The sequence below is a fragment of the Devosia sp. XK-2 genome, from assembly GCF_037113415.1.
In the GTDB taxonomy this organism is placed as follows: domain Bacteria; phylum Pseudomonadota; class Alphaproteobacteria; order Rhizobiales; family Devosiaceae; genus Devosia.
Genome location: NZ_CP146608.1, coordinates 1,542,333 through 1,567,361 on the forward strand (window position 1 = coordinate 1,542,333; position 25,029 = coordinate 1,567,361).

Here is a 25,029-nt window from a genome sequence, read left to right on the forward strand (position 1 = left end):
GGTCCCGAACGATGTTCGGGCCCTCATCGCCTAGTTCAGCAATGCCAGAATACGCTTGCCCGTATCGAGGAACGGTTTGGGGTCGAGCGTTCGGTCGCCCCGATGCACCTCGAAATGCAGGTGAGGGCCGGTTGAGCGGCCTGTGGAGCCGACTTTGGCAATAGGGGTGCCCGTCTGCACCTGCTGTCCGTTGTGAGACAGATAACCGCTCAGATGAGCGTAACGCGTGATAAGCCCATTGCCATGGGTGACTTCCACGACCTTGCCATAGCCGGACCGCTCGCCGACAAAGGTCACCATACCATCTGCAGCGCTCAGCACCGAGGTGCCAGTGGGAGCGGCAAAGTCGAGGCCCGAGTGAAATGCGCGTCCGCCGGTAAAAGGGTCCTTGCGATTGCCATAGCCTGAGCTTTGGCGAAAATTGCCGGTAATTGGCATATGCACTGGCGCCAGCTGCAGGCTGTCGCGCGCCGCCTTGTATTGAAGCAAAGCTTCCATGACCGCGTTGGCGTCGTTGATCATTGGGGAGGCCGCCGCCGCGCCCGCTTCCACCGCAAGTAAGGGGCCGCCGACCCCATCTAGGCCGGGTTCGGGCAGGTCCACATCAATACCAAGCTTGGATAATTCATCCACGATGCCGGCGGTGCGCTCTGTGGCGGCGCTGGCAATGCCGCTCATGGCCTGTTGTGTCTCGTCCATCATTTGCGCCACTGAGGCAGATGTGGCTGCCATATCGGGATTGCCCGAGGCTGTAGTTACCAGGTCAGGCGCTTGGCCATCAAAATCGCCGACGGCGGCCAGACCCAGCTGGTCCGCTTTGGTCACCAGCGCCTTGACCAGTTGATGCTGCTCCAGCAGCACTTCCTGCTGCGCAGAAAGTTCCTGCAATTGCAGATTGATGTCGCCGGCCTGAGCGTAATTGCGCGAATGCAGGCGGTCGATCTCGACGCGCATCTGCGCCAGGCGATCTTCATAGGCCGTGACGATCATTTCGTTCTGGCCGCTCAGGAGCCGAGCAATGTCCGGTGCCATTAGAAGCGCCGTGCCCTGCAGTGCATTGCCGCCCAGCAACAGGGCGAACATGGCATAGAAAAGAGCGGGGTGGATGCCGCGCCTTGCAGGCCTGTCACTACCGGCTCCCAAATTGGCGGACTGACGCAACGCCACAACTCCCAACGCACCAAACATGGTTAGGAAACTATGGCCTGGTTTGGTTAAGAAAGGCGAAAGCGGGCGTTATTGGGCCGCGGCCAGTACCTCGTCGAGCGCTGCGAGCATTTTGGCAGCATGTCCTTTTATCCGCGTCGCTCGGATGATCCGGGCAATTTTGCCGTCCTTGTCGATGACGAAACTGGTGCGCACCAGCCCCATGAACTCGCGCCCGTAAAGCTTTTTGAGCTGCCACAGGCCGAAGGCCTCGATCGTATGGCGCTCCGGGTCGGCGCCGAGCAACGGCTTCAGATCATATTTGGCGCGAAACTTCCCGTGGCTGGCTATGTCGTCGGGAGAGACGCCGATCAGCCGCGCCCCGCGCTCGGCAAACGCCTCCGACAATGCGGAAAATTCGACATTCTCGTCGACGCAGCCGCCCGAATCGTCCTGCGGATAGAAAAACACAACCGCGGGTCGTCCGCGCAGCATGTCCGCCGTGATGATTTCCCCGCTGTCGCAGGCAAGAGAAAAGGAAGGGATCGGATCACCGATTTTGAGATGTGTCATGGTCCATCCTGTGCTGCCCTTTGAATAGAGGGTGTCAGCGCCACATTCCAGCCGGTATCATCCATCAATGCACCGCCTGCGGCGGATGATTCTGTTTGCGGCTGTAACAATCAGAACGGCCCATCTTTGACGTGGTGGCAGTGAGCGAAGCAACAGAACCAGACCTGTCTCCGACACCACCCATCGACCAGCCGGTTCGTCCATCCGGTTTCAGACGTGCGCGCCGAATAGCAGTCTGGGTTTTGGGCGTGCCCTGCCTGATTCTTCTGGTTCTCTATGTGATCATGCTGATCACACCTATTCGCATCCCGTTTACCGGCCAGGCCATTCGCAGCTTTGTGCAGAATTTCGTGCCCGAAACTGCCGATCTGCAAATGGGGGATATGGCTCTTGCGCTCGAGGGCGGCGTCTGGCCGGTCATTCAGTTCGCGCCTGTGGAATTCTCCGACAGGAAATCAGGCGCCCGCATCAAGATGGATGCGCTCGAAGTCGGATTTTCTCCGGCGCGTGCGGTGTTCGGACAGCCTGGCACAACAATCACCATTGTTGGCCCGCATGTGCAGATCGTGCAGGATCTTTATGGTCCGCGCGCCGGTGCCCTCGAAATCGAAGAGAACCCTGAGGGCGGGCCGCCGACCGTTCGGGTTCTTGAGGGCGCCGATACATTTCCCGCCGTAACCATCTCCTCGGAGGGCATTTCCTTCGATGCCGGTGCGCCTCCGCCGCTGCGTTCGGACAACGATTGGCTGATCTACAATCTTGAGGCCAGTGAATTGGCCATTGCCGATCTGGTCGAACAGACTGCGCAGGGACGGTTCTCCCGGCTCGTTGTGCGCGACGCCCGGATCGATATGGCCGATCCCATCTATGGGCTTTTTCGGCAGTTCGAAGACGTGTCTCTCACCATTGGCCCCGTGCCCGGCGAACAGCAGGTGACGGGAGAATTCAGCGCCTGCATCGGCGGGCAGACCGTCATAGGCAGTGTCGAGCGTTCCGTTGATCCCGATGGCGTGCGGCGCCTGCAGGCCGATATCACCAATTTGGACTTTTCCGCTTTCCTCCCTTTCATCGACGATGGAGAGAGCATGGCGGCCATGCGCGGTGCTGGCGCGCTATCTATTGATGTGACCTTCACACCCGATGAGGGCAAGCTGATTGGCGGGGCCTTCAAGCTCGATCTCACCGGATTGGACCTGCGGCTGGCCAACGACTACTTCCCCGTCGCCAGCTCGATTCTCGACATCACCTGGCAACCTGACGATGGTCAGTTCCGGTTGGCGGAAGGCGCGCTGCAAATCGGGCAGTCGACCGCGCGCGTGTCCGGCGTCTTCGCTCTGGGCCTGGACCGCGCCTATGGCCCGACCATCGGCATGTCGCTGACGGCGCGAGACGTGTTCATTCATCCCAACGACATGCTCGCTCCCGAAACGCCTTTCGACCTGGTGGAGTTTTCCGGCTGGTCGGCGCCCCTCTATGGGGCTTTGGGAATAGATCGGCTAACGGCCAGCAAGGCCGGTGCTACCGTTGAAACGGCAGGCCGCATCGACATGCTGCAATCGGGCATGGGACTCGACATGACCATTGCCGGCGAAGGGGTCACGGCGGACGACTTCAAGCGCCTCTGGCCCTATGTCATGTCCGGCGAAAGCCGCGACTGGTTCGTCGCCAATGTCACGGAAGGCCGCGTAAAGAACGCTCGCTTGCGGTTCAATTTCCCGGTCGGCTCGCTGGCAATCGGCGACGATGCCGTGCCCATCCCGCCGGACAGCATGCTAATTGACATTGTCGGAGAAAATGTCGCCATCAGGCCGACCCCCCAAATGTCGCCGATCACCATTTCCGGCGATACCCGGCTGCGCGTCGATGATGTGAATCTGACCATTGCCGGCGGCGGCGGCTCGCTGGATACCGACGCCGGCAAGATCACCGTCGCCAACCCGGCTCTGGTCATGGACAATTCCGTGCCGGGCGAAAGCATTATTGAAATTTCTGGTGACCTCAATGCACCCATTCCGGCGGTATTGGCGCTGGTGGAGCAACAGCAGCCCGAAGTGCTCAGTAACCTCGAACTCCCCATCGACCTCGCAAGCCTCACTGGCTCGGTTGACCTTGGCCTGGTCGCGACCATTGCCCTGGGCGATGAAGAGGTCGGCCGGGATATGAAGCTGGATTATGTCGTCAACGGCACGGTTGCCGATTTCGCCAGCAGCCAGCCCATTGAGGGGCGCATCATCTCCGACGGACAGCTCTCCTTCTCGGCGTCCCAGGACAATTATCAGCTCGGCGGCACGGCCGAGATCGATGGCATGCAAGCCGAACTGTCCGTCGAGGGAACGCCGCAAACCGCGCCGGTTATCCGTCTCGGCTCCACCATTGCCGTGGCGGAACTGGCCGAATTTGGCTTCGACGCCTCCGAATTTCTGGGTGGCCAGGTTCGCTTTGTCGCCCAGCCTCTGGCCGATGGCGCCCTGCAAATGTCCGTCGATCTCGAGGCCGCCAGCCTCAACATCCGCGATCTGGGAATATCTAAAGCTGTGGGAGAACCTGGCCTGTTGACAGCAACCGTCCGCCCCGATGGTGCAGTCACCCATCTTGAGGATATTGCCTTGAGCTTCGGCACGGTACGCCTCAGCGGCCGCCTCGATTATCACGCCACCGAAGGGCTCGTTGCCGCCAATTTCACCAATTTCGCGCTTAGCCAGGGCGACAGTTCGACCGTGGACCTGACGCCGGTGGATGGTGGTTTCTCCGTCCGGATTCGCGGCAGCCAGCTTGACCTCAAGCCGGTGCTCAGCCGCTTCTTCAGCCTTGGCCAGGGCAGTGGGGGCGTGCAGTCGACCCAGTTCGACCAGACCATAGTGCTCGATGTCCAATTGGACCGTGCGATCGGCTACTACGCCACTACCGCCTTCAATCTTGACCTCGACATGTCCCTGCGTGGCGCCAATCTCAGGCGCGTCAATCTCACCGCACAGTTCGACGAGGGCAATGCCGTCTCTATCACCACCAATCCGGCGCCGAATGGCCGAACCTTGTCGATGGCCTTCAACGACGCCGGCACAGTGTTGCGTCTGCTCGGGATCTATTCGCAGCTGGCCGGCGGGTCCGGCAGTCTGGTAATGACGACCAACCGCCAACTGGATCAAGAAGTTGGCCAATTGGTCATGCGCAACTTCGCCATCGTCGATGAGAATAATGTTGTGCAGATTCTCGGCAATCATTCCGATTCCCGCGCGGCCATCGCCGCAAGCAATCGGCTCGATTTCCGAGCCGGGCAGGTGGATTTCATCCGCAAGAGCGACCGGGTTGAAGTGACTGACGCGGTTCTCGCCGGGGACACGGTTGGTGGCACCTTGCGGGGGTTCATCTATACCGACCGCCGTCAATACGACCTGACCGGCACCTATGTGCCGCTGTTCGGGCTCAACAATATTTTCCAGCAATTGCCCATTCTGGGGCCATTGCTGGGCGGGCGTGATGGCGAGGGATTGGTCGGCGTTACCTTTGCCGTACGCGGCCCGCTTGCCGATCCGCAATTCCTGGTCAATCCGCTCTCGATCCTGGCACCGGGTATTTTCCGCGAAATGTTCGAGTTCCGCGCCCGCGAGCTGCCACCGGCCACGCAATAGCAAAAGGCGCCGCACTGCTGCGACGCCCTTTGAACGGTACCCGGTCTGGCTTAAACCGGCTTGATCAGCGCATGCCGCTTCTTGCCGATGGAAAGCTTGATGACCCCCTCGGGCAACAACGCGTTCTCCGCCAGGGACAGCTTGTCATCATCGATGACGGCATCATTGACGCGTACCGCGCCCGAAGCGACATGCCGGCGGGCCTCACCGTTCGATGAGGCCAGGCCGGCCTTGACCAGCGCATTGAGCACACCGATGCCGGCATTGAGTTCGGCATGGGTGATTTCGGCGGTCGGCAAGGACAAGTCGAGCTTGCCGGTTTCAAACGTCGCCCGCGCCGTTTCGGCCGCACCCTCGGCGGCCTCGCGGCCGCGCAGCATGGCCGTGACTTCTGTCGCCAGTCGCTTTTTGGCCTCGTTGATGTCACCGGCGACAACCCGCGTAATCTCATCGAGCGGCAGCGTGGTATAGAGCTTGAGGAACCGCTCGACGTCCGCATCTTCGGTATTGCGCCAATATTGCCAGAAGTCATAGGCCGACAGCAGGTCGGCATTGAGCCAGATGGCACCATTGAGCGATTTGCCCATCTTGGCGCCCGAAGCCGTGGTCAGCAGCGGCGAGGTCAGCGCATAAAGCTGCGGCGTCCCCAGACGATGCCCCAGATCAATGCCATTGACGATATTGCCCCACTGATCCGAACCGCCCATTTGCAGCCGTACGCCATAGCGCTTGTTGAGCTCGACGAAGTCATAGGCCTGCAGGATCATGTAGTTGAATTCGAGGAACGAGAGCGACTGCTCGCGATCAAGCCGCTGCTTGACCGAGTCAAAGCTCAGCATGCGGTTCACCGAGAAATGCTGGCCCACATCGCGCAGGAACTCGAGATAATTGAGCGGCATCAGCCACTCGGCATTGTTGACCATCAGCGACTTGCCCTCGCTGAAGTCGAGGTAATTGGCAAAGACCTGCTTGATGCTGTCGATATTGGCCTGGATCATCTCCGGCGTCATCAGCTTGCGGGCCTCGTCCTTGAAGGACGGATCACCCACCATGCCGGTGCCGCCGCCCATCAGGGCAACGGCGCGGTGACCGGTCTTTTCCAGCCAATACAGCATCATGATCTGAATGAGGCTGCCCACATGCAAGGAGGCGGCCGTCGGGTCAAAGCCGATATAGGCCGTCACGGTCTCTGTGGCGAAGAGATTGTCCAGTGCCGCGTCGTCGGAGGTCTGGTGAATAAAACCGCGCTCTGCAAGGATGCGCAGGAAGTCGGATTTGAACTTGGTCATTTTGGAACCGCTGAAGTCTCGTGAGACCTCATGGTGAACCTGTCGAACCACGAGGTCGGTGCACTGGGGACCTCGCCCTTCGACAGGCTCAGGATGAGGTCCCTTCCAACAAGTCGCAATATTGCGCCCTTAGTCAGCGCCCGCCGCCGTCCGCGATCTCTTGACGGCGACGGTCGAGATACTCGGCGCAGCGCGCCGTCAGTTCGTCGACTTTGCCTTCGTAGAAGTGGTTGGCCCCTTCCACGATCTGCTGCTCGATGGTGATACCCTTCTGGGTCTTGAGCTTGTCCACCAGCTTCTGCACCGAGGAGGGTGGCGCCACGCGATCCTTGTCGCCATGGATGATCAGGCCCGAGGAGGGGCAGGGGGCCAGGAACGAGAAGTCATAGAGATTTTCCGGCGGCGACACCGAAATGAAGCCTTCGACTTCCGGCCGGCGCATCAACAATTGCATGCCGATCCATGCACCAAAGGAAAAGCCGGCAATCCAGCAACCGCGCGATTCACGATTGATGATCTGCAGCCAGTCCAGCGCTGCGGCGGCATCGGACAATTCGCCAATGCCATGGTCGAATACGCCCTGCGAGCGCCCAACACCCCTGGAATTGAAGCGCAGAACAGAAAAGCCGCGTTCGGCGAACATATAGAAGAGATTATAGACGATCTGATTGTTCATCGTCCCGCCGAACTGCGGGTGCGGATGCAACACGATCGCGACCGGAGCATTGGGTTCTTTGCCCGGCTGGTACCGGCCTTCCAGACGCCCTTCCGGGCCGTTGAAGATCACTTCTGGCATAAGTTTGTTCGGCCTTTTCTGGCTCTGTCCTTTTTGGTCCTTCGCGCCCGCAACTGTGGCAGCGCACGGCTTGACTAAGCGCCGGGCGCTCCCTAAAACATGGGTCCGAAACACCAGTTTAGAATAATTCGAAACTCGGTTTTGGGCCGTTCTGCGGCCCGTTGGAGCGCCCCTTGTAAAGAAGTTGGGCGTAAAATTTCAAGAAGTGTTTGGATGCGGAGGCGCTGGAGCGTCCCGCAACGGGCATGGAAGCTATGATGGACGAGCATGCGTCCGGGAAGCGGAATGACGAGAGCGGCCATATATCTCGATCACAATGCATCGGCCCCGCTTCGTTCCGAGGCACGATCCGCCTTGCTTGCCGCCCTGGAATTGACGGGTAATCCCTCCTCGATCCACGCCCATGGTCGCGCGCTGCGCAATCTGGTGGAATCCGCTCGCGGACAGGTGGCCAAGCTGGCTGGCGCCGAGCCCAAGCAGGTGGTTTTCACCGGTTCGGCCACCGAAGCCATTACCCAAGCGGTTGTGGGGGGCGCCAAGGTCTTCTCCGCAGACGCCGTGGCCCCGAGTACGGGGGAACATGCCGCCTTGCTCAAGGCGGTCGAGGCCACGGGCCTGCCAGTTTGGACAATACCGCTCGATGCGGCGGGCAATATTGACCTCGATCAACTCGCCGCGCTTTTGCGCAGGGCCGACGATGAGGGCGTGACCCTGCTCGTGGCGGTCCACTGGGTGAATAATGAAACGGGCGTAGTCCAGCCGATCGAGCGGATCAACGCCATGGTAGGGCCAACGCGCCATGCTTTATTCGTCGATGCGGTGCAGGCTTTCGGCAAGCTGGCTCTGGATTTCGCCGCCTCGGCACCCGATATGATGGCTGTAAGTGGTCACAAGATTGGCGCCCCGACCGGCATTGGGGGCCTATTGGTGAAGTCGCACGCTGATACGGTGCGGCTTATTCCCGGCGGCGGTCAGGAACAGGGGCGGCGCGGCGGCACCGAGGCAGCTGCGCTCATTGCCGCCTTTGGCGCGGCCGCTGAGGCCTGCACCTATGACCGCCAGGCCATGGCCGCGCTGACTGAATATGTTGAGGCCGGGCTTTATCGGCTAGCGCCCGATGTCACCATTTTTGGGCAGACGGCAACGCGTGTCGGCAATGTTACCAATTTTGCTGTGCCCGGCCTGAACAATGCGACGGCCATGATGGCGCTCGACCTTATGGGGTTGTCCGTGTCTTCAGGCTCGGCCTGTTCTTCGGGCAAGGTCGGGGCCAGCCATGTATTGGCTGCAATGGGCGTGTCCAAGGACCTGGCCAATTGCGCGCTGCGCATCAGCTTCGGGTGGAACTCGACCATGGCGGACGCGGACGCGTTTCTCGTCGGATTTGAAACACTTCTGTCCCGCCAGAAGCGGGGCGGAAAAGCGGCCTGACAGTCGCGCTGGTATTCGTTCGCGGCGGCCTTGAACCGCCGATGGGCATTGAAGGAGAAGCCGCATGGCGGATTACGATATTCCGACTCTTAAGGAAGAAATCGACCGGGAAACGGTCGAGCAGGTTCTGGCGCTCGACGTCGATAAGTACAAATACGGCTTTGAAACCGACATCGAATCCGACGTCGCTCCCGCGGGCCTCACCGAGGATACGATCCGCTTTATCTCGGCCAAGAAGGACGAGCCCGAATGGATGCTGGAATGGCGTCTTGAGGCTTTCCGCCGTTGGCAGACTATGGACGAACCCAATTGGGCCAAGGTCCACTATCCCAAGATCGACTTCCAGGCGATCAGCTATTACGCGGCGCCAAAGAGCTTCAAGGGCCCCAAGAGCCTCGACGAAGTCGACCCCGAACTGCTCAAGACTTATGAGAAGCTCGGCATTCCCCTCAAGGAGCAGGCCATTCTCGCCGGCGTCGAGGGCGCAGGCGAACCGACCGGCACGCCGTTCTCTGGCAATGTCGCGGTCGACGCTGTCTTTGACTCGGTGTCCGTGGTCACCACATTCCGCGAGGAACTGGCCAAGCAGGGCATCATCTTCTGCTCGATTTCCGACGCGATCCGCGAGCACCCTGAACTGGTCAAGCAGTATCTGGGTTCGGTCGTCCCGGTGTCCGACAACTACTATGCCACGCTCAATTGCGCCGTCTTCACCGACGGGTCATTCGTCTATATCCCCAAGGGCGTCCGCTGCCCCATGGAGCTGTCGACCTACTTCCGCATCAATGAGAAGAAGACCGGCCAGTTTGAGCGCACGCTGATCATCGCCGATGACGACAGCTACGTCTCCTACCTGGAGGGCTGCACCGCGCCGATGCGCGACGAGCACCAGTTGCACGCTGCCGTGGTGGAGCTGGTCGCCCTCGACAATGCCGAGATCAAATATTCCACCGTCCAGAACTGGTATCCGGGCGACAAGGAAGGCAAGGGCGGCATCTACAATTTCGTTACGAAGCGGGGCGACTGCCGTGGTGTGAACTCGCACATCTCCTGGACCCAGGTCGAAACCGGTTCGGCCATCACCTGGAAATATCCCAGCTGCATTCTGCGCGGCGACGGTTCGCGCGGCGAGTTCTATTCCATCGCCATTTCCAATGGCTATCAGCAGGTCGATAGCGGCACCAAGATGCTGCATCTGGGCAAGAACACGTCCAGCCGCATCATTTCCAAGGGCATTGCTGCAGGCTTCTCGGACAACACCTATCGCGGCCAGGTCTCGGCCCATGCCAAGGCCAAGAATGCCCGCAACTTCACCCAGTGCGACTCGCTGCTGATCGGCGACAAATGCGGCGCCCACACGGTTCCCTATATCGAGAGCCGCAATGGTACTGCCGTCTTCGAGCACGAAGCGACCACGTCCAAGATTTCCGACGACCAGATGTTCTACTGCATGCAGCGCGGCCTTTCCGAAGAAGAAGCCGTGGCGCTGATCGTCAATGGCTTCGTCCGCGACGTGCTGCAGCACCTGCCGATGGAATTCATGGTCGAAACCCAGAAGCTGATCTCGATCAGCCTCGAAGGTTCGGTCGGCTAGTCCTCGAAACAGCAACTCGCTCCCACCTCTCCCTTCGGGGGAGAGGTCGCCCAAAGGGCGGGTGAGGGGGCCTTATGACAATCGGCGACTGATTGGCGCCACGGAGAAACAAATGACCACTCCCGTTCTTGAAATCCGCAATCTGCATGCTCGCATCGAGGAACGCGAAATCCTCAAGGGCGTGAACCTGATTATCCCTCCCGGCGAGGTCCATGCCATCATGGGCCGTAATGGCTCGGGCAAGTCGACGCTGAGCTACGTGCTCGCCGGCAAGGAAGATTATGAGGTCACCGAGGGCGAGATCCTGCTCAACGGCGAAAACATCCTGGAGATGGAGCCCGATGAACGCGCCGCTGCCGGCCTGTTCCTGGCTTTCCAATACCCGATCGAAATCCCGGGCGTTGCCACCATGACTTTCCTGAAGGCCGCGCTCAACGCCCAGCGCAAGGCCCGCGGCGAAGCCGAGCTGACGACGCCCGACTTCATGCGTGCCGTCAAGGAAGCCGGCGCCCAGCTCAACATTGACAACGATATGCTCAAGCGCCCGCTCAATGTTGGTTTCTCCGGCGGTGAGAAGAAGCGCGCCGAGATTATGCAGATGGCGCTGCTCAAGCCCTCTCTGGCCGTGCTCGACGAGACCGATTCCGGCCTCGATATCGATGCACTCCAGGTCGTGTCCAAGGGCGTTAACGCCCTGCGCGACGGCCAGCGCTCCATGCTGGTCATCACCCACTACCAGCGCCTGCTCAACCACATCGTTCCGGACGTGGTGCATGTCTTCTCTGACGGCAAGATCGTCGAAAGCGGCGACAAGGACCTCGCGCTCAAGCTCGAGGCCCAGGGCTATGCCAGCTACGGCGGAGAGGCTGCCTGAACCATGCGCGCAAACTTTCCCGTTCGCCTCGGCCCCGCCGAGGAAGCTCTGATCGCCCAGCTCAAGGCCGCCGGCGCCGATGCTACCGCAGAACGCGTCACCGTGGTTGGCCTGCCGACCCGCCGCGTCGAGAGCTACCACTACACCGATCTCAAGACCCTGCTGCGGGCCATTCCGCCAGCGGCCACCCCGGCCAATGAAGCCAGTGCCCCTGCGTTGCGCATTCCTGGTGCCTACAATCTGATGATCGCCAATGGCGTCGTCCAGAACGCCGCGACGGCTCCGGCCGGTGTCATTGTCGGCAAGGCCGAAGGTGGCGTTCTGACCACCCGCGATGACATTCTCGTTCACATCAATGGCGCCCTGGCCAAGGAGGCGTTGACGCTGACGCTGGAAAACAGCGTCGACCCGGTCATCCAGATTGAGCGCCGCATCGAGGGCGAGGCCGCCCATGTTGCCGATGCCTTGAAGATTTTCGTGGCCGATGGCGCCAGCACCACCATTGTCGAGACCTTCTCGGGTTCTGACGCGGCCCATGTCGGCAATCACGCGACCTATCTCTCGCTCGGCAAGAACGCCGTGGTGACTCACATCACGCTCGATCTCAGCGCGCGGGCCGTGTCGCACTTCGCGACCAATGAGTATCAGCTCGCCGATGGCGCTAAGCTCCGCACTCTGGTGGTTCACGCCGGTGCAGGCCTTGCCCGCACCCATGTGTTCCCACGCATGGCCGGCGCCGAATCCCATGCCGACCTGACCGGGCTCAACCTGGTGTCCGATGGCCAGCACGCCGATATCACCATGGAAACCCAGCACGCGGTACCGCACACCTCCTCGCAGCCGCTGTTCAAGTCCATCGTGCGCGGCCGTGCCAAGGCCGTGGTTCAGGGCAAGCTTGTCGTCGCCCGCGACGCGCAGAAGACCGACGCAAAGTTCATGCATCAGGGTCTGATGCTCTCGGACGAGGCAGAAATCCTCTCCAAGCCCGAACTCGAAATCTATGCCGATGACGTCGTCTGCGGCCACGGCTCGACCTGCGGCATGATCGACGAAGACAGCCTGTTCTACCTGATGAGCCGTGGCATTCCCAAAGCCGAGGCCGAAACCATGCTGGTGCGCGGCTTCATTGCCGAGCTTTTTGATCCGATCGAGGACGAAGAGCTGAACGAAGCGCTGCAGACCATCGTCGATAGCTGGCTGATGGCGGGCAAGTAAATCCCGCCGCCCAGGTGTCCGCGAGGCGGAAGCTGGGTCAAACGATGAATGTGTGACGCTGAAGGTGCCACATCGTCTCCCTCCCCCTTGTGGGGAGGGACCAAGGGTGGGGGTGTCCCGCCACGGAAGCGAACATGACCTTCGATCTCGAAAATATCCGCGCTGACTTCCCGATACTCGGCGAACAGATCCATGGCCACCGCCTGGTCTATCTCGACTCCGGTGCCTCGGCGCAGAAACCGGTTCAGGTGCTGGACCGTATGGACCATGCCTTCCGGCACGAATATGCCAACGTGCATCGTGGATTGCACACTCTGGCCAATCGCGCGACCGAAGGCTATGAGGCCGGCCGCGAAAGCGTCCGCCGTTTTCTCAATGCCAGCCGGGTTGAAGAGATCATCTTCACCCGCTCGGCCACCGAGGCCATCAATCTGGTCGCGTCCTCGTTCGTTGGTCCTCGCATCGCTGAGGGCGACGAGATCGTCACCACCATCATGGAGCATCATTCCAATATTGTGCCCTGGCATTTCCATCGCGAACGCAAGGGTGCGGTCATAAAATGGGTCGATGTCGATGATGACGGTTCGCTCGATATGGATGCCTTCGAGGCCGCGCTGACCGATCGCACCCGTATTGTGGCGGTTACCCATATGTCCAACGTCTTGGGCACGGTGAACCCGATCAAGCGCATCATCGAAATTGCCCATGCCCGCGGCATTCCGGTGCTTGTCGATGGCTCGCAGGGTGCCGTTCACACCAGCGTCGACGTGCAGGACCTGGACGCCGACTTCTATGTGATGACCGGGCACAAGCTTTATGGCCCCACCGGCATCGGCGTTCTTTACGGCAAATATGATCTGCTCGCCGAAATGCAGCCCTATCAGGGCGGCGGCGAGATGATCGATACCGTCACCCTCGATGGTGTGAGCTATAACGAACCGCCGCATCGTTTTGAGGCGGGCACACCACCCATTGTCCAGGCCATGGGGCTGGGTGCGGCGCTCGATTACATGCAGGCCATCGGCCGCGACGCCATTATGACTCATGAGCGCGCGGTCGCCGATTATGCGCTGGAGCGTCTCTCGCGCGTCAATTCGCTCCGCCTGATTGGCACGGCGCCGGGCAAGGGTGGCATTTTCTCCTTCGAGATTGCCGGCACCCACGCCCATGACGTGGCGACCATCCTTGATCGCTATGGTATTGCCGTCCGCGCCGGAACGCATTGCGCCCAACCGCTTCTGGCCCGTTTCGGCACGACCTCTACATGTCGCGCTTCCTTCGCCCTATATAACGGCAAGGATGACGTAGACACGCTGGTGGACGGCATTGAACGCGCTCGGAAATTTTTCGCCTGAGGAAGGCCAATATGACTGAAGAATCCAAGACCGGAACAGAGATGCCCGAGGCCGACATCCGCATCGCGCCCAATATGCCGACCGATCTGCCCGAAGCCGAGGTGGAGCGCATCACCACCGATCTGATCGGCGCGCTCAAGACCGTTTATGACCCGGAAATTCCGGTCGACATCTACGAACTTGGGCTGATCTATCGCGTGGATCTCGATGACAATCGGAACCTGACCATCGATATGACCTTGACCGCGCCCGGTTGCCCGGTGGCGGGCGAAATGCCCGGCTGGGTCGAGAACGCCGCGCGCGGCGTGGAAGGCATTCAGGACGTGACCGTCAACATGGTCTTCGATCCGCCATGGGACGCCTCCCGCATGAGCGAGGAAGCTCAAGTTGCGTTGAACTGGTGGTAAGGCCGCGCGTTTCGTCCTATATATCGTGAAACGCCGATGAAAGTTTGGACTATGCCCTTTCAGATCATGTCGCTGACCGATGCCGCCGCCGAGCGGATCACCGAAATCATCGAGGATTCTGACAAGCCGGTCATTGGCTTGCGCGTCGGCATAAAGAACGCCGGCTGCGCTGGCGTGTCCTACACCATGGACTACGTCGAAGCCCCAATTGCCGGCGATGACCACGTGCAGGACAAGGGCGTCGATGTCTGGGTCGACCCAAAGGCGACCATGTACCTGCTCGGAACGGTTATGGATTTCGAAGCGGGAAAGATGGGCTCCAGCTTCACCTTCAACAATCCCAACCAGACCGGGGCCTGCGGTTGCGGCGAAAGCGTCACTCTGGCGCCCGCCGATCTCAAGGCACTCGCAGAGGCCAGGGCAGGGGCCTGAAGCCGCTCGAACGGGCTGGCCGTAGGGTTCTCTGGCAGCGGTCTGCGCGCGACCTCCACATGGTCAGTTGCACTATGCGCGCTGCTGGTGCATTGATCCGGCATCATGCAAAACGCCCTTCCGCCTGCTCTGACCATCACTCCCCCTGATCACCCGCTCTCTGGACGCGTCTCACCGCCCGGCAGCAAGTCGATAACCAACCGCGCTCTGCTTCTGGCTGCTCTGGCGGAGGGAACGAGCCGGTTGACGGGAGCACTCAAGAGCAAAGACACCGCCCTTATGGCGCGCGCTCTGCGCGAAATGGGCGTGACGGTGGACGAGCCGGATGCCACCACTTTCCTGATCACCAGCCCGGGACGTCTCCAGGCGCCTGCGGGCCCGCTTTTCCTGGGCAATGCCGGCACTGCCACGCGCTTCCTCACCGCCGCGGTTGCCACCATTGTGGGCACGGTTGTTGTCGACGGCGATGAGGACATGCGCCTGCGTCCGATTCTGCCACTGGTGGAGGCCCTCAATACGCTTGGAATCGATGCGCGAAGTCCCAGCGGCTGCCCGCCGGTGACCATTCATGGCACGGGCTCATTCGGCCAGGGCCGCGTCGAGATCGACGCCTCTCTGTCCAGCCAATACGTGTCGGCATTGCTCATGGCCGCCCCGCTTGGCGAAGGCCCTATCGAGATCGCACTGACCGGTAAAGATATCGGCGCCCGCGGCTATGTCGATCTGACCCTTGCCGCCATGCGCGCCTTCGGCGCGGTGGTTGAGGCCCGGGACGACGGCTCATGGCTGGTTCAGCCCACCGGCTACAAGGCAGCAGACTTTCATGTCGAGCCCGATGCCTCGGCAGCCACCTATTTGTGGGGCATTGAGGCGCTGACCGGCGGCAGGATTGACCTGGGCGTGTCGGCCGATGCCTTCACCCAGCCGGACGCGGCCGCCAAGGCCGTTCTCGCACAATTTCCCAATATGCCGGCCGTTATCGACGGCTCCCAGATGCAGGATGCGGTGCCCACCATGGCGGTGGTCGCCGCGTTCAACAATCATCCCGTTCGTTTCGTCGGCATTGCCAATCTGCGCGTCAAGGAAACCGATCGCATTCGCGCCGTTGCCAATGAGCTCAATCGCCTGCGCCCCAATCTGGCGCGGGAGGAGGGTGACGATCTCATCGTCAACGCCGATCCTTCCCTCATGCAATCGGCGCAGCGTAACGCCACCAGTCGCATCGAAACTTATCACGATCATCGCATCGCCATGAGCTTCGCGCTCGCTGGCCTCAAAATGGGGGGCGTGACCATTCTCGATCCGGCCTGCACCGGCAAGACTTATCCTGAATACTGGGACATGCTTGCCGGCCTGGGTGTCGAATTGACGCCGACGGCCTGATCAGGCGGCCGAGGCGCCATTGCTTGGCGCCTCATCGATTTCGATCAAATCGGTCTCGCTGACGACCTTGTTCCGGCCCGCATGCTTGGCGGCATAAAGGCACTGGTCAGCGCGCTCGATCAGGGAGGCGGCATTGTCCCGGGGCGTGAATTCGGCCACCCCGAAGGATGCAGTGATGCGGCCCAGCTTCTCGTTGGTCGAGCGCTTGAGCAGTTCTTTCGCCTGGATAGCCTTACGGACGTTCTCCGCCACGATGACGGCGCCGTCCAGGTCCGTGGACGGCAGGACGGCAACGAACTCCTCGCCGCCATAGCGGGCTGCCAGATCCTTGCCCTTGATATTGGATTTCAGCGTCATCGCTACGAGGCGCAGCACCTGGTCGCCGGTCTGGTGACCGTAGGTGTCATTGAAGGTCTTGAAATGGTCGATATCCACCAGAATCAGGGAAAGCGCATCGCCAGTCCGGGTGGCGTCCTTGATGGCGTCGGCCAAACCCTCGTCAAAGCTCTTCCGATTGGCGATTTTGGTGAGCGGGTCCAGCATGGACTCGCGTCGCATATCGTCCAGGTCACGCTGCAGCGCCGCGATATCCTCCCGGGACGCCTCTAATTTGGTCTCGAGCTGCCGGTTGGTGTCCTGCATGCGGCGCGTCTCGGCCAGTAACCGGGTCGCCAGCGCCTGCATATCGTTCGACGAAAGGTCGCGCTGCAGGTCCCCGCTCGCCGACTGCAGTGAGCCAGAATAGGCGTTCGCCGTGGTCATCGCGCTGTCGATGGCCTCATGCACCGCCTCGATGCGTGCATGCATGCGCTCCGACATACTCGACATGCGGTCGTTGACGTCGGACTTGAGAAACTCGTTATAAAGGGTTTCCGCTAACTGCGACGAGGGCACGGTGCCGCTGCGGAAAATGGCATTAATGCGATTGTTTAGCGAAGGGTTGACGCCGGTCGCATAGGTATAGAGCAGCTCGTAGAACTGCGGGTAGGGCGGAATACCACTGCGTTTTAAAAGGTCAAACGCGGCGTTGGCATAACCCAAGGCACGCGTAAATTCTTGGTCCGACACTGCCCACCCCGCGCATCGTTGCGCCCTGACCGCTTACAGTCACATTAATTGAGTCGCGGGCAGTAGATACAGCCCGAACACTGATCGAAACAAGCTCTTACAGACAATATCGGCCGAGAATTAGCCAGATATTGCACAATCTATTGCGAAATCCTGGCCGGACGCAGCAAAAACGCCGGAACAGGGCCCGCATCGCCAAAAGGCGTATCCGCTGGCCTGGGGTCTTCTGCCGGCGCAGCGCTGCGCTTTCGCTGGCTTTTCTTGGCGGCAGCTTTAGGTGTTGTTTCAACGGTCTGCGCGTCGTCTGTCGTTTCCGCCTTTGGCTTGGCTCTGCCGCGCCGGCCACGGCTTGGCTTGTCGCCCGACGTCTCCGACGCCTCGTCCCCGTGGCGTGTTGCCGCCGGCTTATCGGTCTCCAGATAGTCGATGGATTTTTGGATCAGCTTGAGAATGGCATCGAGATGCTTGCCGTCGGCAGGCCCGACAAAGGTATAGGCGACACCGGAGCGACCGGCCCGGCCCGTACGGCCGATACGGTGCACATAGTCCTCGGCATGTACCGGCACGTCGAAATTGAACACATGGCTGACCGCCGGAATATCGAGACCGCGCGCCGCGACGTCGCTGGCCACAAGCAAAGTCAGCTTGTTGGTCTTGAAGGCATCCAGCGTTTCCATACGGCTCTTCTGGTCCATGTCGCCATGCAGCGCCCCCGCGGAATAGCCATGGCGCTGCAGGGAACGGGCCAGTGTTGCCACGTCCCGCTTGCGATTGCAGAAGATGATCGCGTTGGTCAGCCCCTCGGATGCATCGATGCGGGCGCGCAAGGCCGCGCGCTTCTCGTCGGGCTTGGAGGGCACTTTGACCAGCTTCTGGTCAATAGTGTCCGCCGTCGATGACGTCCGCGACACCTGCACATGCACCGGGTCCTTCAGGAACCGCTTGGTGAGGCGCTCGATCTGCGCGTCCATCGTGGCAGAGAACAACATGGTCTGGCGCCGTGGCGGCAGCCGCGAACAGATTTTCTCAATGTCGTCGATAAAGCCCATGTCGAGCATGCGATCGGCTTCGTCGATAACGAGGATTTCCACACCCGTAAGCAGGATCTTGCCGCGGTCGAACTGATCCAGCAAACGCCCAGGCGTTGCGATCAGCACGTCCACGCCGCGGTCGAGCTTCTTGTTCTGGTCCTCGAACGATACGCCACCGATGATCAGAGCCATCGAGAGGCGGTGGTTCTTGCCATATTTCTCGAAATTGTCGGCAACCTGCGCAGCCAGTTCGCGCGTCGGCTCGAGAATGAGCGTGCGCGGCATCCGCGCGCGCGCCCGGCCTTTTTCCAGCAGCGTCAGCATCGGCAGCACGAAGGACGCGGTCTTGCCCGTGCCGGTCTGCGCAATACCGATCAGGTCCTTCTTTTCCAGAAGGTGCGGAATGGCCTGCGCCTGAATTTCGGTTGGCTTGCTGTAGCCGGCCGCAGCCACAGCATCAGTAACCTTGCTCGATAGGCCCAGTCCGGAAAAGTCGTCGGTCAAGTCGGTCGTTCCACTCAACGGTCTGCCCGATGCCTGGCCGGGCCGAAGGGTTCGGTCCGGTGCGCCGGTCATTGGAATAGCGCAAGTTCTGCCTTTTGGGCGCGCGTCCCTTGCATGAGAGCGGATGGATTATGAGGTACTGTTACGCATCCGCAGAATGACATTGCAGCGGCAAGTCTTTCAGGCCGGGGTCAATGTCTCGCTGAGGGAACACCGGTAGGGGTCCTGTAAGGCGGCCCCAAGGAATTGCTCAGCGGCGCGGACCATAGCGCAAACCCCTTGACTGTCAACGGTCTTGGACATGCGATTGGCAACGCGGTTAAGGCGGCTCAGACGTCCAGGTCCGTCACGAAGGCGGCATTCTCCTGGATGAACTCGAAACGGGCCTCAGGCTTGGAGCCCATGAGACGGTCCACTGTATGCCGCGTCGCGTCCCGGTCATCGAGTATTTTGACCTGCAGAAGCGTCCGCGTCTTGGGCGACATGGTGGTTTCCCGCAAATGCGCAAAGGGCATTTCGCCCAGGCCTTTGAAGCGCGTCGTATCGATCTTGCCCTTGCCGGTAAATTCGCTCGCCATAAGCTCGGCCCGGTGTGCGTCGTCGCGCGCATAAAGCGTCTTGCCGCCTTGGCTGATGCGATAAAGCGGGGGCAGGGCTAGATAAAGATGTCCGTTTTCGATCAGCCGCGGCATTTCCTGGAAGAAGAACGTAATCAGCAGCGACGCGATATGAGCACCATCAACGTCAGCATCGGTCATGATGATGATCTTGTCGTAACGCAGGTCGTCCTCTGTATAGCGATCGCGCGTGCCGCAGCCCAACGCCTGCACCAGATCGGCAATCAACTGGTTGGCGGCCAGCTTGTCGCGGCTGGCGCCCGCCACATTGAGGATTTTGCCGCGCAGCGGCAACACGGCCTGATTGGCGCGGTTGCGCGCCTGCTTGGCCGACCCGCCCGCCGAGTCACCCTCGACAATGAATAATTCCGCCCCCTGGGCCGCATTCTGGGTGCAATCGGCCAATTTACCGGGCAGGCGCAGTTTTCGCGTGGCACTGGCCCGGTCGATTTCCTTTTCCTTGCGGCGGCGCAGCCTCTCCTCGGCCCGCTCAATGGCCCAGTCGAGCAGTTTACCGGCCTGCTGCGGCGAGGCGGCCAGCCAATGGTCAAACGCATCGCGAAGAGCAGCATCCACAATACGCGTCGCCTCGCCCGAGGCCAGCTTGTCCTTGGTTTGCCCAACGAATTCAGGTTCCCGCACGAAAACCGACAGCATGGCCGCGCAGCTTGTCAGCACGTCCTCGGCCGTCAGGTTCGCCGCACCCTTGTTCTTGGTGAGCTCGGCATAGTTCTTGAGCCCACGCAGCAGCGCCATGCGCAGGCCTGCTTCATGGGTGCCGCCATCGGGCGTCGGCACGGTGTTGCAGTAGGACTGCACCCCGCCATCGCCAATGGTCCAGGCAATGGCCCATTCCACCGAACCGTGACTGCCCGGCTTGCCGCTGCGACCGGCGAAGATATCATCGGTGATCCGCGTCTCGCCCTCGATACGGGCGCTCATATAATCCTTGAGCCCATCGGGATAATGGAACACCGCCTTGGCCGGGACATCTTCGCCGGCAAGGCTTTCGTCACAGCTCCAGCGCAGTTCCACACCGCCGAACAAATAGGCCTTGGCGCGCGTCATGCGGAAAATGCGGCCCGCCGAGAAATGCGCGGTTGGACCGAAAATCTGCGGATCGGGATGGAATCGGGTCATCGTGCCACGGCGGTTCTGCACCCGCCCCACATTGACCACGTCTTCCACCACCAGGCCACGCGAGAAGTGGATGCGATAGAGCTGCTGGTCGCGCGCCACCTCGACGGTCATGTCGTCAGAGAGTGCGTTCACCACCGAAACGCCCACGCCATGCAGGCCGCCCGAGGTTTCATAGGCCTTGCTGTCAAACTTGCCGCCGGCATGGAGCACCGTATGCACGATCTCGAGCGTCGAGCGGTTTGGGAATTTCGGGTGCTTTTCGACAGGAATGCCGCGGCCATTATCGGTAACCGTGATGTATCCATCCGCGCCCAGATGCACCTCGATCCGGGTGGCGTGGCCGGCAATGGCCTCGTCCATCGAATTGTCGATCACCTCGGCAAACAGGTGATGATAGGCGTTGATGTCGGTGCCGCCGATATACATGCCCGGGCGCCGCCGGACAGGCTCGAGGCCTTCGAGGATCTCGATATCGGAGGCGCCATATTCCGCAGGCGGCTCCGCGCCGGAACGGACGGCGGGCTTGGCCGGTGTCGTTTCCTTGCGTGGTTCCGGATTGGGAGCGGCGCTTCCGAAGAGATCTGGCGTCATGCACTTTCCATAAAGGTTCGTGCCCGAATCGGGCAGGTCCATCTTCTAGCATATAGCAGGCATTTCCGAGGGTCTGGCCGTCCCGCCAATTCCCACAGCCAAGGCGGTTTGTCCCTCCGTCAAGCGGAACGGGAGATGAACCTTGCGACGCTTCAGACGATCCGCCCCGCCCGGCCAGATTGAGACAGTTTCGTCCCAAGATAGGCCGGCAAGTTTACCGCTCGTTTCCTTCTTGAAAGCACTTTCTTAAGCGCGCGCTGATAAACCGATGGACATACGGTTTTTTGTCTGGAGTTGCCGTATGCGAACCGAACAGCCGGGTATTGCGTATCAATCGGTCAAGGTCGGTTCTGCGTCGCTCGGATATTGGCCGGTAGCCGGATTTGAAAGTATTGCGTACCGGCTGGCCAGTTTCCGTGTTTCGCGCCTCGGCGCCGTAATCGGCGCGAGCCTGCTTTTCTATTTTGCCTGACCTGGCTTGCGTTGCTTTTGCAACGCGGTTAGGTGTGTTCTCGTTCACTCAAACCGGGGAGGCTGCAGATGACTATGTTCCAGACGCATCGCACGCGTGGCCCCGTTTACGCCCTGCGGCAGACGCTGCAGGGCTGACCAGGCTGGTCCGGACGCGCACTCGTTCCCATCCTCTGGTTTGCCCGCACAGGCGGCCTGGTTTTCGCCAGGGCGCTCTCCCCAAGGCAATTGGCGCCCCATTGGGCGCTGCACCAGTGAGTGAACATCATGGGCCATGTCAATCTCCGCAATGCCGGCCACCGCGCGGGCGAAATCCTCTTTTCCAATCTGAATCTGACCATCGCCGATGGTGACCGCATCGGGCTCGTCGCGCCCAATGGCAGGGGCAAGACCACCTTGCTGCGCGCCCTGGCCGGAGAGGCCGAACTCAGTGAGGGCGAAATCACCCGCTCGCGTGGCCTCACCATCGGCTATATGCCCCAGGACGTGCCCAAACCGGCCCTGGGTCAAACGGCCGCCGAATTTGTGGCTGCGGCCCTCGATCCGGACACTCTTGTAAGCGAGAGCTGGCGCGTCGATGTCGTTTTCGACGAGCTTTCCGTTCCCCCCGAATACCGCGACAGGCCGTTGAACGCTCTGAGCGGTGGCTGGCAGCGCATGGCGCTGATCGCTCGGGCCTGGGTCACCCAGCCCGACGCGCTCTTTCTGGACGAACCGACCAACCATCTCGATCTCGGACGGATCCTTATGCTCGAGGAATGGCTTGGTTACGCCGCGCGCAATATTCCGCTGGTCATTGCCAGCCATGATCGCGCTTTCCTCGACGCCACGACCAATCGCACACTGTTTTTGCGGCCCAGCGAGCAGGTCTATCTGCCTTTGCCCTATTCGGCCGCGCGCGCCGAACTCGATCAGATCGATGCCGCGGTCGAGGCGCAGCGAGGGCGTGACCTGAAACAGGCCGCGCAATTGCGCAAGCAAGCGGCCAAGCTCACCAATATCGGCATCAATTCGGGCAGCGACCTGCTGACCGTGAAGTCCAAGCAATTGCGCGACCGTGCCGAAAAGATCGAAACCCAGGTTCAGGAGATCCACCGGGACCGGACCGGACTGGTTAAGCTCGGCAATAGCGGCGCCGACGCCCGGGTGATGATGGCCTTCCAGGATGTTCCCGTCGCCACGCCGGACGGCCGGCCACTCTTCACGGTCGAAAAGCTGCACATCTTCCAGGGGGATCGCATCGTCCTTCTGGGCCGGAACGGCACCGGAAAATCGCAATGCATGCGGATTGTCACGGAGGCTTTGGGTGGAGCAGTGCCCGACGGGCTGCGCATCAGCCCGCAACTCATGCCTGGCTATCTCGATCAGGCACTGGCCTGGCTACCGCTAGACCCGTCACCGTTGGATTACCTTTTGCATCGCTTCGATGAAGGAGACAGGCGGACGATCGCTTTGCTGGCTGGCGCGGGTTTCCCGCCCGACAGGCAAACCAAGCCGATCCGGACCATGTCCCTGGGGCAGCGCGCTCGCTTGGCCTTACTTGCCCTTCGTCTTGAAAAGCCGAACTTCTATCTCCTCGATGAGCCCACCAATCATTTGGATATTCCGGGGCAGGAACAGCTTGAGGCCGATATTCGGGAGCAGGGGGCCACAACCATCCTTGTCACCCACGACCGCGCCTTCCTCAAGGCCGTTGGCACGCGGTTCCTGCTGATCGAGCGGAGAAAGCTGGTTGAAGTCGACGGGCCCGATCAGTTCCTTGCGGATATGGCAGGATAGGCAGGTCTGGAGGGACGGTGCCGATCTTTGCCGCTCGGTGCAGCTATATAGACAAAAAGGCCGCCCAAAGGCGGCCTTTTCAATTCAGCGTTGGAACACCTTAGTGGTGGTGCTCCTCGGGGACCTCGTCCTCGTCGGCCTGGATCAGCTTGGCCAATTCGTCGCGGGTCATCTTTTTGTCGGTGACCTTGCCCAATTCGATGATGTGGTCAACGACCTTGTTCTCGAAAATGGGGGCGCGGAGGCTGGCGAGGGCCTGCGGGTTCTTCCGGTAATAGTCGTAAACCTGCTGTTCCTGGCCGGGGAAGCGGCGGACTTCGGTGATCAGCGCCTGCTGATGCTCCTCGTCGCTCACCTGCACATCATTGGTATTGCCGATCTCGGCAACCACCAGGCCCAGGCGCACGCGGCGCTCGGCAATGCGGCGATACTGTTCCTTGGCTTCTTCCTCGGTCGTGCCTTCGTCTTCGAAGGACCGGCCATGATGCTCAATCTCATGCACGACGCGTTGCCAGATCGTGTTGAACTCGGCCTCGACCAGCTGCGCTGGAACCTCGAACTTGTGGCCTTCGTCCAGGGCATCGAGAACCTGACGCTTCATGTGCTGACGGCCCATGGAGGTCAGAGCGTTCTCCATCTGATCGCGAACCGCCTTGCGCAGGGCGGCAACGTCTTCAAGGCCCAGGCGCTTGGCGAAATCATCGTCCAGCTCGCCGTCATTGGGGCCGTCGACATGCAGGATCGTGACCTCGAAAGTGGCCTTCTTACCGGCCAGTTCTTCGTTCTGGTAATCCTTGGGGAAGGTCACCTTCACTTCGCCGGTCTGGCCCTTCTTCATGCCAACCAGCTGCTCTTCGAAGCCGGGGATGAATTCGCCAGAACCGACGGTCAGGTGCGCGTGGTCGGATGAGCCGCCCTCGAATTCCTTGCCGCCGATCTTGCCCACAAAGCTCAGGCCGAGACGGTCGCCCTCGGCGACGACGGCATCGTCGCCCTTGTCGGTATAGCCGCGGTTCTGCGCGAAAACGCGCTTCACTTCGGTTTCGACTTCCTCGTCGGTAACCTCGACCACCGGCTTGTTGAGCTTGACACCCTTGATATCCATCAGGGTAACGGGCGGCAGCACTTCATATTCGACTTCGAAAGCCAGGTCGGCCTTACCATCGAGCACGTCATTGATGACGCCCTGGTCGTCCGGCAGGTCCACCTTGGGTTGAGCGGCGGCGCGTTCTTCGCGCTTGTCCAGCGTGTCGGACACGGTCGCGTTGATCGCGTCGGTCATGACTTCGGACATGGCCGAGCGGCCATAAACCTTCTTCAGGTGCGCGGTCGGCACCTTGCCGGGACGGAAGCCCTTGATATTGGCCTGGCCCTTGAGCTCTTCGAGCTTGGCGTCCAGGCGCGAATTGAGATCCGCTGCCGGGATGGTGACGCTCAGCTTGCGCTTCAGGCCTTCGTTGAGGGTTTCGGTTACCTGCATTGGGGTCTGATCCCGTATTGATTAATCTTATTGGCCGAGGGCCATATGGTGCGGGTGAGAGGACTCGAACCTCCACGCCTTGCGGCGCTGGAACCTAAATCCAGTGCGTCTACCAGTTCCGCCACACCCGCAAGGGTCCCCGTCGGCCGGGTTGGCGTTGCATCTATATGAAGAGTGAAAGCCAGTCAAAGCATGATTGGCGCGCGGCTTGATCAACAGGCCGC

At 60.8% G+C, this 25,029-nt stretch carries 19 protein-coding genes and 1 tRNA gene; 11 read left to right on the forward strand and 9 right to left on the reverse strand.

The window, feature by feature from the left end; translation table 11 throughout:
- Positions 1-30: 30 nt before the first annotated feature.
- Positions 31-1,161, reverse strand: coding sequence for a M23 family metallopeptidase (locus tag V8Z65_RS07440; protein WP_338723520.1), 1,131 nt, complete (start codon positions 1,159-1,161; stop codon positions 31-33).
- A gap of 75 nt (positions 1,162-1,236) precedes the next feature.
- The gene (locus V8Z65_RS07445; RefSeq protein WP_338723521.1) at positions 1,237-1,719 is read right to left on the reverse strand and encodes a peroxiredoxin; all 483 of its coding nucleotides are present in this window, start codon (positions 1,717-1,719) and stop codon (positions 1,237-1,239) included.
- Positions 1,720-1,967: 248 nt separating this feature from the next.
- On the opposite strand from V8Z65_RS07445, the gene V8Z65_RS07450 reads away from it, so the two are divergent.
- Complete coding sequence (locus V8Z65_RS07450) at positions 1,968-5,348, forward strand: DUF3971 domain-containing protein (protein WP_338723523.1); 3,381 nt, start codon at positions 1,968-1,970, stop codon at positions 5,346-5,348.
- 50 nt (positions 5,349-5,398) lie between these two features.
- On the opposite strand, the gene tyrS is transcribed toward V8Z65_RS07450, so the two are convergent.
- Both tyrS and V8Z65_RS07460 read right to left on the reverse strand, forming a co-directional pair.
- Positions 5,399-6,637 (reverse strand): tyrosine--tRNA ligase, encoded by a 1,239-nt coding sequence (gene tyrS / locus V8Z65_RS07455; RefSeq protein ID WP_338723524.1) that lies wholly within the window; start codon positions 6,635-6,637, stop codon positions 5,399-5,401.
- A 133-nt stretch (positions 6,638-6,770) separates the two neighbouring features.
- The gene (locus V8Z65_RS07460) at positions 6,771-7,433 is read right to left on the reverse strand and encodes an alpha/beta hydrolase (protein WP_338723525.1); all 663 of its coding nucleotides are present in this window, start codon (positions 7,431-7,433) and stop codon (positions 6,771-6,773) included.
- Between the two features lie 285 nt (positions 7,434-7,718).
- Here V8Z65_RS07460 and V8Z65_RS07465 point away from each other — a divergent pair, with 285 nt between their 5' ends.
- The 8 genes from V8Z65_RS07465 (at position 7,719) to aroA (ending at position 16,124) form a co-directional block, all read left to right on the forward strand.
- Entirely contained in the window at positions 7,719-8,864 is a 1,146-nt protein-coding gene (locus V8Z65_RS07465; protein ID WP_338723526.1) for an aminotransferase class V-fold PLP-dependent enzyme, read from the forward strand.
- A 64-nt stretch (positions 8,865-8,928) separates the two neighbouring features.
- The gene (sufB, locus tag V8Z65_RS07470; RefSeq protein ID WP_338723527.1) at positions 8,929-10,458 is read left to right on the forward strand and encodes a Fe-S cluster assembly protein SufB; all 1,530 of its coding nucleotides are present in this window, start codon (positions 8,929-8,931) and stop codon (positions 10,456-10,458) included.
- A 112-nt stretch (positions 10,459-10,570) separates the two neighbouring features.
- Positions 10,571-11,332, forward strand: a complete 762-nt coding sequence (sufC, locus tag V8Z65_RS07475; protein WP_338723528.1) for a Fe-S cluster assembly ATPase SufC — start codon at positions 10,571-10,573, stop codon at positions 11,330-11,332.
- Between the two features lie 3 nt (positions 11,333-11,335).
- Positions 11,336-12,547: a Fe-S cluster assembly protein SufD gene (sufD, locus tag V8Z65_RS07480; protein WP_338723529.1), complete on the forward strand. Its 1,212-nt coding sequence runs from the start codon at positions 11,336-11,338 to the stop codon at positions 12,545-12,547.
- A 134-nt stretch (positions 12,548-12,681) separates the two neighbouring features.
- The gene (locus V8Z65_RS07485; protein WP_338723530.1) at positions 12,682-13,902 is read left to right on the forward strand and encodes a cysteine desulfurase; all 1,221 of its coding nucleotides are present in this window, start codon (positions 12,682-12,684) and stop codon (positions 13,900-13,902) included.
- Between the two features lie 41 nt (positions 13,903-13,943).
- Complete coding sequence (locus tag V8Z65_RS07490; RefSeq protein ID WP_338723978.1) at positions 13,944-14,309, forward strand: SUF system Fe-S cluster assembly protein; 366 nt, start codon at positions 13,944-13,946, stop codon at positions 14,307-14,309.
- Positions 14,310-14,360: 51 nt separating this feature from the next.
- Complete coding sequence (locus V8Z65_RS07495; protein ID WP_338723531.1) at positions 14,361-14,741, forward strand: iron-sulfur cluster assembly accessory protein; 381 nt, start codon at positions 14,361-14,363, stop codon at positions 14,739-14,741.
- A gap of 105 nt (positions 14,742-14,846) precedes the next feature.
- Entirely contained in the window at positions 14,847-16,124 is a 1,278-nt protein-coding gene (gene aroA, locus V8Z65_RS07500; RefSeq protein ID WP_338723532.1) for a 3-phosphoshikimate 1-carboxyvinyltransferase, read from the forward strand.
- On the opposite strand, the gene V8Z65_RS07505 is transcribed toward aroA, so the two are convergent.
- The 3 genes from V8Z65_RS07505 to parE all read right to left on the reverse strand — a co-directional run bounded on the left by V8Z65_RS07505 (position 16,125) and on the right by parE (position 21,075).
- Positions 16,125-17,192 (reverse strand): GGDEF domain-containing protein, encoded by a 1,068-nt coding sequence (locus tag V8Z65_RS07505; protein ID WP_338723534.1) that lies wholly within the window; start codon positions 17,190-17,192, stop codon positions 16,125-16,127. It abuts the gene before it with no gap.
- A gap of 140 nt (positions 17,193-17,332) precedes the next feature.
- The gene (locus V8Z65_RS07510) at positions 17,333-18,727 is read right to left on the reverse strand and encodes a DEAD/DEAH box helicase (protein WP_338723535.1); all 1,395 of its coding nucleotides are present in this window, start codon (positions 18,725-18,727) and stop codon (positions 17,333-17,335) included.
- Positions 18,728-19,056: 329 nt separating this feature from the next.
- Entirely contained in the window at positions 19,057-21,075 is a 2,019-nt protein-coding gene (gene parE, locus V8Z65_RS07515; protein ID WP_338723536.1) for a DNA topoisomerase IV subunit B, read from the reverse strand.
- Positions 21,076-21,376: 301 nt separating this feature from the next.
- On the opposite strand from parE, the gene V8Z65_RS07520 reads away from it, so the two are divergent.
- Both V8Z65_RS07520 and V8Z65_RS07525 read left to right on the forward strand, forming a co-directional pair.
- Positions 21,377-21,547, forward strand: coding sequence for a hypothetical protein (locus tag V8Z65_RS07520; protein WP_338723537.1), 171 nt, complete (start codon positions 21,377-21,379; stop codon positions 21,545-21,547).
- 266 nt (positions 21,548-21,813) lie between these two features.
- The gene (locus tag V8Z65_RS07525) at positions 21,814-23,325 is read left to right on the forward strand and encodes an ABC-F family ATP-binding cassette domain-containing protein (RefSeq protein ID WP_338723979.1); all 1,512 of its coding nucleotides are present in this window, start codon (positions 21,814-21,816) and stop codon (positions 23,323-23,325) included.
- 100 nt (positions 23,326-23,425) lie between these two features.
- On the opposite strand, the gene tig is transcribed toward V8Z65_RS07525, so the two are convergent.
- Both tig and V8Z65_RS07535 read right to left on the reverse strand, forming a co-directional pair.
- Complete coding sequence (gene tig, locus V8Z65_RS07530; RefSeq protein WP_338723538.1) at positions 23,426-24,805, reverse strand: trigger factor; 1,380 nt, start codon at positions 24,803-24,805, stop codon at positions 23,426-23,428.
- 46 nt (positions 24,806-24,851) lie between these two features.
- Positions 24,852-24,936: transfer RNA gene (locus V8Z65_RS07535), tRNA-Leu, on the reverse strand.
- Positions 24,937-25,029 lie beyond the last annotated feature (93 nt).

Coding starts and splice junctions, on each gene's coding strand:
- V8Z65_RS07445 (WP_338723521.1), bottom strand. CDS start 1,719: ATGACACATCTCAAAATCGGTGATCCGATCCCTTCCTTTTCTCTTGCC.
- tyrS (WP_338723524.1), bottom strand. CDS start 6,637: ATGACCAAGTTCAAATCCGACTTCCTGCGCATCCTTGCAGAGCGCGGT.
- V8Z65_RS07460 (WP_338723525.1), bottom strand. CDS start 7,433: ATGCCAGAAGTGATCTTCAACGGCCCGGAAGGGCGTCTGGAAGGCCGG.
- V8Z65_RS07465 (WP_338723526.1), top strand. CDS start 7,719: ATGACGAGAGCGGCCATATATCTCGATCACAATGCATCGGCCCCGCTT.
- sufB (WP_338723527.1), top strand. CDS start 8,929: ATGGCGGATTACGATATTCCGACTCTTAAGGAAGAAATCGACCGGGAA.
- sufC (WP_338723528.1), top strand. CDS start 10,571: ATGACCACTCCCGTTCTTGAAATCCGCAATCTGCATGCTCGCATCGAG.
- sufD (WP_338723529.1), top strand. CDS start 11,336: ATGCGCGCAAACTTTCCCGTTCGCCTCGGCCCCGCCGAGGAAGCTCTG.
- V8Z65_RS07485 (WP_338723530.1), top strand. CDS start 12,682: ATGACCTTCGATCTCGAAAATATCCGCGCTGACTTCCCGATACTCGGC.
- V8Z65_RS07490 (WP_338723978.1), top strand. CDS start 13,944: ATGCCCGAGGCCGACATCCGCATCGCGCCCAATATGCCGACCGATCTG.
- V8Z65_RS07495 (WP_338723531.1), top strand. CDS start 14,361: ATGCCCTTTCAGATCATGTCGCTGACCGATGCCGCCGCCGAGCGGATC.
- aroA (WP_338723532.1), top strand. CDS start 14,847: ATGCAAAACGCCCTTCCGCCTGCTCTGACCATCACTCCCCCTGATCAC.
- parE (WP_338723536.1), bottom strand. CDS start 21,075: ATGACGCCAGATCTCTTCGGAAGCGCCGCTCCCAATCCGGAACCACGC.
- V8Z65_RS07520 (WP_338723537.1), top strand. CDS start 21,377: ATGCGAACCGAACAGCCGGGTATTGCGTATCAATCGGTCAAGGTCGGT.
- V8Z65_RS07525 (WP_338723979.1), top strand. CDS start 21,814: ATGGGCCATGTCAATCTCCGCAATGCCGGCCACCGCGCGGGCGAAATC.
- tig (WP_338723538.1), bottom strand. CDS start 24,805: ATGCAGGTAACCGAAACCCTCAACGAAGGCCTGAAGCGCAAGCTGAGC.